Below are 7,058 nucleotides of genomic sequence, written 5' to 3' on the forward strand. Positions count from 1 at the left end.
GCTATACACTGATAATGAACAAAGTGAATAAAAAAAAGCCCTGCAGCATCGCTTAATTTCGTTAGGATAAGAAGCCTAACTGCATTTTTTAAGAATATTAACGCAAAAAATTGATGCTGAATAAAAATAAAATCACAAGTCTGGCCGCTTTGCGGGGAATCGCCGTAATTGCGGTATGTTTTTGTCATTTTAGTAAACCCGCAGAAAATGGGATTTATTTTTCCGGAGTTTTTAAATGGATAGAAGATAATGGAAAATATGGCTTACATGTTTTCTTTGTTATATCTGGCTTTGTGATTCCATACAGTTTAGAGAAGAGCAGATACGCCTTTGGTGATTATCCGAGGTTTTTGTATAAGCGTTTTTTACGTCTGCACCCTCCCTATCTTGCAGCCCTGGCCTTGACTTTATTTATCGCAGAAGTTTCTTACAGGTCAAGACATTTACCCAATCCGGAAAATCTAAACAGTATACTCCGGAGTCTATTTTATTTACATGCGCCTGCCGACAATCCGGTTTTTTGGTCTTTACAGATCGAAGCCGAATATTATCTGTTTATTGGCCTGTACTTTATTTTGATTAAAAAATTTCCCTTTGTTGCCATTGCCCTTGGTATTCCGCTGCTGGCCGTTCTCAGTCAGACCAGTCTGGTTAATTATTGCGGGCTCTTTAATTTTATGGTGTTTTTCCTGATTGGCACTGTTGGTTTTCTTATTTACAACAAGCCTTCAAAACCTTGGCTGGAGCAAGCTTTACTGGTTTTTCTATTGGCATTCTGTTTTCTGTTTTACCAACAAGGTGCTGCTATAGCCGCATTGTTTACCATATCAGTCATTTTGTATGTAAACAAGAGTTTTCATTCTGTTTTGGAACATCCGGGAGAAATTTCTTACTCCCTGTATTTAATTCATTTTCCAATTGGGATTAAATTCATGAACCTGATGATGAGGGCAAGCCATGGAGCTTATGCATGGTGGCTGTTTGCAGGTGCATTTCTCCTGTCTTATGTCTTTGCATGGATGTTCTGGCGTTTAATTGAAAGGCCATGTATAAAACTTTCCCATAAAATTAAATATGCAGCTGTACACCCTGCTGTTGTTGCGCTTCCTGTTCAAAGCCTATAATTAAACCTCTATGAAAAGAATACAAAGTTTAGATGGGGTTAGAGGAACGTTCATTATCATGGTCATTATTGCCCATGCATTAGAAACCATACCCGGATTTGAGCATCACTATCAAATGGCTACCTATTTCATCATCAACACGGGGCAGTTGGGCGTAAAAATGTTCTTTGTGATGAGTGGTTACCTGATTACTAAATTGTTGCTTTTAGAAAGAGAGAAGACAGGAAAGGTAGATTTGAAAGATTTTTATAAGAGAAGGATGTTCAGGATCTTTCCAACCTTTTTTCTTTACATATTTACTTTACTGATCTTGAAATGGACGCTCGTGCCAGATATTTTCACTCATTATTCACTTATTCTGGTGGCAGTCTTCTATTTATGGAATTACAAACATTTTTTTCTTAGCCCTTATCCGGAAGATAAAGGGAACTGGTTCCTGGGCCATTTCTGGTCTTTATCAATGGAAGAACAATTCTATCTGCTCTGGCCGGTTACCTTTGTGCGTTTTAAAAGAACAACGTTAATTAAGATTGTAGTGGTGATTGTGCTGATTATGCCTTTACTCCGGGTGCTTACTTTTCTCTGTTTTCCAGCAAGCAAACCTTACGTCGGGGATATGTTGCATACTGGAGGAGACGCCATTCTGATTGGTTGCCTTGCGGCGCTGGTAGAAGAAGCCCCGGGTTTCAGAGCGCGTTACCTGAAATATTTTCAGAACAATTGGAGTATAGCCACCGTAGCCATCTTTTTATTCGTGCTGTCGCCACTGCTCACCCTTCGGTTCAAGGCAGCTTATAATCTCACCCTAGGTTTTAGCATGAATAATTTAAGTATTATGATCTTATTGTACTGGAGTATGTATGTTACTTCCTCTGTTTCCAGGTTCTTTAATACAAGGATTATTGCACAATTAGGCGTGGCTTCTTATTCCTTGTACGTATGGCAGCAATTGTTTTTAACCACTAAAAATGATTTCTGGGTAAATAAGTTTCCCCAGAATATCATTATTGCAGTAGTTGTAGGGTTGGGTTCACATTATTTTATTGAAAAGCCGGTGTTGAAATTGAAGAAAAAGTCTATCTAGAGACGAGGGTTTAAATTTAGGTTGCAGACCGGAGAGGGCACTTGATTCTTTCAGTACCTCTTCTAATCTTCCTGCGGCAGGATCACGGTAAAACTACTTCCCTGCCCAATTTGAGAATGCACTTGCAAATGTCCTTTCAGTTCTGAAACGAGTTGGCAAACCAGGGGAAGGCCAAAACCAAAGCCGTATTCGTCTTGGGTACCTCTTGTAGAAGTGAGCGAGGAATTGGAAAACAGCTCCAGTTGTTCTTTGCTCATGCCGATTCCAGAATCTGAGACCGTAATTTTTAAGATTTGGCTTCCCAGGGTATGCTGCAGATCAAGAATAACATCTATATTCCCTCCAACTGGGGTGAATTTAATGGAATTGGAGAGCAGATTTCCCACGATTTGCAGGAGCTTGCTTTTATGTTGCAAACCATATTTGTTTCCTTGCAGGACTATGATTTCCAGTGCGATCCCTTTTCCAAGGGTTTGTGGTGCGTAGAGTTTTAAGAGTTGCTCTTTGAGTGTGGTAAGGTTAAAATTGTTGTCGGGGATGGATTTTCTATGGCTTCTTAGCATTTCATCAGAAAGTTCCATTAATGTTCTGCTGCTGTGAAGAATCATCTGGATATATTGCAGGGATTCATCTGGATTGGTATTTTGTTGTTCCAGGATCTGGGCGAGCCCCATGATGCCTGAAAGCGGGCTTCGGATGTCGTGGGCTACTTTCTTTTTGGATTGCCTGCAATCGTTGAGCTGGGTTTGAAGCGTATCAATTGCACTGTATAACTTTAGTCTGTGCACAATCTCCTGGGCAATGATTTTGAGTTGGCGGAGCTGTTCTCTGTCCATCTGATGGGGGATTTTATCCAGCAGACATAGAGTGCCAATGTTTATTCCTTTTCCTATTTGGAGCGGCAAACCCAGATAATAGCGCAGATTTAAAGGATTTTTTGTGTAAGACTGGTTTTTGAAACGTTTATCTGCTGAAAGATTGCGGATTTGTATTGGTCTGTCTTTAGTGATCGTATATTGACAAATGGAATCTTCCCGGGGTTTTTGTTCCATTTCAATACCGTGTGCGCCAATTGTCCATTGCGTATAAGTATCAATCAGATTGATCAGTGAAATTTTTGTTCCAGCAATTTTTGCAGCCAGGTAGGTTAAGTCTTGAAAAGACTGCTGAAGTTGGGTATAATCTAAATTCAAGCTGGATAAGGTTTTTAATCGTTCAAATTCATTTTTTGGTACCGGAAAATAATTTGTGTCCATATTATCAGTCTAGCCTTTTGATCTAATCATTAAACAAATTTCGATACATACGAAAACCACATAATCTCAGATTAGTTTTATGAGTTGTATATTAAATCCAGGACAAAACATTAAGAAGTATTCTAATTATTCTGGAACAGAAATCGAACTAAACTTATGATCAGCAATAAATTAAATTCTCCTAGCTACAAAAACACCAAAAACGTGCTTTTAGAGATACTCACCTCCTCATCAGACCTACTTTCAAGGTTAGCTCCAAATGGTTTCGACGAAACTCATTACAATTATTTTTTCGAAGGTACTTTTATCGGAAAATACTATGCTTATTTTTTGGGCTGGAGAAAATCATTTCCAAAACAAAATATTTCTACATTAATCTCTTTTGAAGATTTTCAAAAAAGATTTTTAGCTATTCTTAACTTGCCCTCTGCTTTCAGTCTGAATATATTATTCGGGGCACTTACGGAAATTAACCAAGAAGGGAGTATTTTTAGCACCGACAAACGCAAATTTCTTTTTCACACGCAGAGTACTGTTAGGGCAATTACCCAATGGATTTTAGATGAATATCAACTCTTTGAGGATTTTCCGGAACCCTATGAATTTAAACATCCCTTGTCGACAAACAATTTACCGTATGATTTAGAGTCCGCTTATATCCATGTGTTTTCAGTATTAAAATCACAGAACCTGGATTGGAAATATAATACTAATAGGATTAAAGACTCTCTCCAAATATGGAAAAACACCCTCCTTATAAAGACAACCGTAGCGAAGAAGAAAAATATCTAGACCAAATCGAATACTCACTTAGGTTAGAGATGCAAGGCCTTGATCCATTGGAATATCCTAAACTTGAAACGTCTTATGAGAAAAGAGGCTTTGATGAAATATTTGGCGATTTCGTTAGTTACCATCCCACTCCAGTGGTAAGTGCTTATATAGAAATTTATGGGAAACGACCAAAAGGATGCCCGATAAAAAAGGAAGATTATGAAGTTTACCGATAGAAGAGACTTGTTAAAGGTATAAAACGAATTTAACCGTATATGTACCAGCAGATCTTGGCACCACATTCACCACTTTGACAAATTTGGCTTTAACCGAATTGTACACCAATATGGTGGCCATATCTGTCGCATCCAGCAACTTATCATCCGGATCTGCATGCAACCAGGAAAACTTCAGCTTGGCCGCAGCAAGAGACTCAACAACCAATCCGTCAGGTAAAGCCAATTTTCCATTGCTGAACCTGATCTTCGAATAATCCAAAGTAAAGTTGGGCTAAACACCCGTAATCGCAGCGCTAATGTTGTACGATACCGCCACGTTCATCGGCGTAGCGATTTTACTCATCGACTTGTAACCTGTAAACACCAGATCACTTATCCAGCTCAGAAAGCCAGTCGTTAAACCAAATTTCAGCTGCTGATCTTTTTGAGCCTGAGTAGGCGCTTTACCACTGCTTCTCGGTAAGCCCCTGATCACATCAAGTGTTCTCCAATAGGCTCCAACAACACTTCCCGTTTTTTGCGAAATCCACCAAGAATTCCTTGTCTTAATAGTCCCATGATTTTAAAAATTTAAATGATTAAAAATTCTGTTAATTCGTCATGACCATACAAAGAGAAGTAAATTAAAAGACCTGTGGCAGTCGCGGGGGGTACGGTACGTTAGAGGTAAAATGGGGTAAAAAGGAGCTTCATATATATTGAAGCGCAATAAAATTTTATTCAAAAAATTCCTCCCCCCAACTCCCGTCATCCCGATGTACCTCCCCATCATCCCGAGGGAAGCGCAGCGACGAGGGATCTATTTAATACGCTTACAGATCTCTCCCTGCGGTCGACATGACGGGAGCGGTTGAGGCGACGGGAAGGGGTTGACCTAACAAAAAAACTGCACCCTCCCGGTCTGCACCCAAGAAAATATGTTTTACTGATCAAGCCTCAGAACCTAAAAGGTTCAGCGCGATCAGTAAAACATATTTTCACCCCTAATTAAATTCCTCATCCAACAATTTCAACATCCTTACCAGCAAAACCCGAACCCGAATGGCCGTATTCTGCACCACCTGCTTATACTTCGTGGTTAAACTGTTCGGTGAGATATACCCATCTCCTATTCCCGGTGTAATGAAGTTCTTTGAAATCGCCAAAATCAATTGCGTAACAGGCCCTGCATCCAAACCTCCTGCCTTATTCATTAGCTTAAAGAAATAAGCCAATGCATCAACGGAAAACAACACCCGGATCCTGGGATTACTTTCTACTTTAGGCAAAGAGGCAGTAGTCTCTTTTGCCCAGTTAAAGAAACCCACATATCGCAGCTCAATATGCTCCAGCAATTGCTCCAGGCAATCCCCGGCAGCAGCATACAATTCCATACAAGAAACCGGTACCTTCTGATACTTAAACAAAGCATCAGTTAAAAAGCCACAATCATACTGGATCTGCTTCAAATGCCGTTCCACCAAACTATTTGGAGTAGCCCCCAACATCTCCTCCTGCATAGACTTAAAGATTTTCTCTTTAATTACAGGCAGCTCCGCTATCCAATAAAGCACTTGCTGCTCATCCAAATTAAAATAAGCCGGATCCATTTGCTGCAAAATCAAGGTCCTTAAAGTATTCATTTCTGCGTTCATGGCTCTATCCTCCCTAAATAAATACTATCTGAAACCATTTTCCCATTCAAAGTATAAGTACTCACATATACCTCAAGCGCTTTATTCGTCAACTTCGGATTCATTTTGAAAGTGCATTTTTGACTCGCCCTTTTAACCCCTCCTATAAAACCATCCGCTATCTTAAGTTCCGGACTGTACAGAACCAGCATCAGCTGATCGTTAAAAGAAACTTGGTAAAGTTCCTCATTTTTCTCCCAGGTCAATAGAATCACGTCAGGTTCATTTCTTGAAACCTCTGCTCCCATTAAACCAGGTAAACTCCCTTTGCTGAGCACCACATCAGGATAACTGATACTCACATCTGGATATTTACCTTTTACAGCTTGCTTATAATTTAAGGAGAACGCCGCATTGATTTCCGTTCTTTCTTGAGCCAGATGTCTAAACCCATTAGAAACATAGGGGTAAAAAGGCACCAGCCATTCGGTTACAAACTTAAATTTCATTTGATTGGCAATTTGTGCAGGTGTCCTTACTGTTTTTTGCTTTTTCTTCCTGGGCATAGAGCGCAGATAAGCAATACTTTTCCAGGTTGCCCCAACCACAGAACCGATCCTTCCTGAAACCGGTCCAAAAATTCCTTTAGATAATTTGGCCATGATAATTCTGTTTTAAAATGTTTAATTTTTGATCTTTAACCGAATCATTCTTGCAGCGAACAACTCATATACAAGACATGTTGCTATTGTTTCACTCCTCTGCTGCTCTTGTTTATATTTTTCGCTACCCCAGACGAAGCATAGTCGAACAAGAGCAGTACAAGAACCGAATTACTTATAAGCCAAACCTAAGGCCCGCTTTTGCGCAGAACTCCCGCAAATGATATTGAATGTTGTGATTCCATGTTTTTCCGGTTTTAGATTTCAATTAAGCCCACCAGCTCAATTGCATAACCGAATCTATAC

At 39.7% G+C, this 7,058-nt stretch carries 6 protein-coding genes and 1 pseudogene; 3 read left to right on the forward strand and 4 right to left on the reverse strand.

The genetic code is table 11. From position 1 onward, the window contains the following. The first annotated feature begins 113 nt into the window (after positions 1-113). Positions 114-1,124 carry an acyltransferase gene (locus DBR11_RS26215; protein WP_108555521.1) on the forward strand — a complete coding sequence of 337 codons (1,011 nt, stop codon included), beginning with the start codon at positions 114-116 and terminating at the stop codon, positions 1,122-1,124. Positions 1,125-1,134: 10 nt separating this feature from the next. Beyond that, positions 1,135-2,208 (forward strand): acyltransferase, encoded by a 1,074-nt coding sequence (locus tag DBR11_RS26220; protein WP_108555522.1) that lies wholly within the window; start codon positions 1,135-1,137, stop codon positions 2,206-2,208. A gap of 62 nt (positions 2,209-2,270) precedes the next feature. On the opposite strand, the gene DBR11_RS26225 is transcribed toward DBR11_RS26220, so the two are convergent. Then, positions 2,271-3,464, reverse strand: coding sequence for a GAF domain-containing sensor histidine kinase (locus tag DBR11_RS26225; protein WP_108555523.1), 1,194 nt, complete (start codon positions 3,462-3,464; stop codon positions 2,271-2,273). A 156-nt stretch (positions 3,465-3,620) separates the two neighbouring features. On the opposite strand from DBR11_RS26225, the gene DBR11_RS26230 reads away from it, so the two are divergent. Further along, positions 3,621-4,256: a hypothetical protein gene (locus tag DBR11_RS26230; protein WP_108555524.1), complete on the forward strand. Its 636-nt coding sequence runs from the start codon at positions 3,621-3,623 to the stop codon at positions 4,254-4,256. Positions 4,257-4,484: 228 nt separating this feature from the next. On the opposite strand, the pseudogene DBR11_RS30395 reads toward DBR11_RS26230, so the two are convergent. The 3 genes and pseudogenes from DBR11_RS30395 to DBR11_RS26255 form a co-directional block, all read right to left on the reverse strand. After that, positions 4,485-5,027 (reverse strand): annotated as a pseudogene (locus tag DBR11_RS30395) (DUF6266 family protein). Between the two features lie 433 nt (positions 5,028-5,460). Beyond that, the gene (locus DBR11_RS26250; RefSeq protein WP_108555528.1) at positions 5,461-6,111 is read right to left on the reverse strand and encodes a hypothetical protein; all 651 of its coding nucleotides are present in this window, start codon (positions 6,109-6,111) and stop codon (positions 5,461-5,463) included. Beyond that, entirely contained in the window at positions 6,108-6,752 is a 645-nt protein-coding gene (locus DBR11_RS26255) for a DUF6266 family protein (protein ID WP_108555529.1), read from the reverse strand. The genes DBR11_RS26250 and DBR11_RS26255 overlap by 4 nt, the downstream gene beginning before the upstream one ends. Positions 6,753-7,058 lie beyond the last annotated feature (306 nt).

Origin of the sequence: Pedobacter sp. HMWF019 (genome assembly GCF_003061025.1) — a bacterium.
In the GTDB taxonomy this organism is placed as follows: domain Bacteria; phylum Bacteroidota; class Bacteroidia; order Sphingobacteriales; family Sphingobacteriaceae; genus Pedobacter.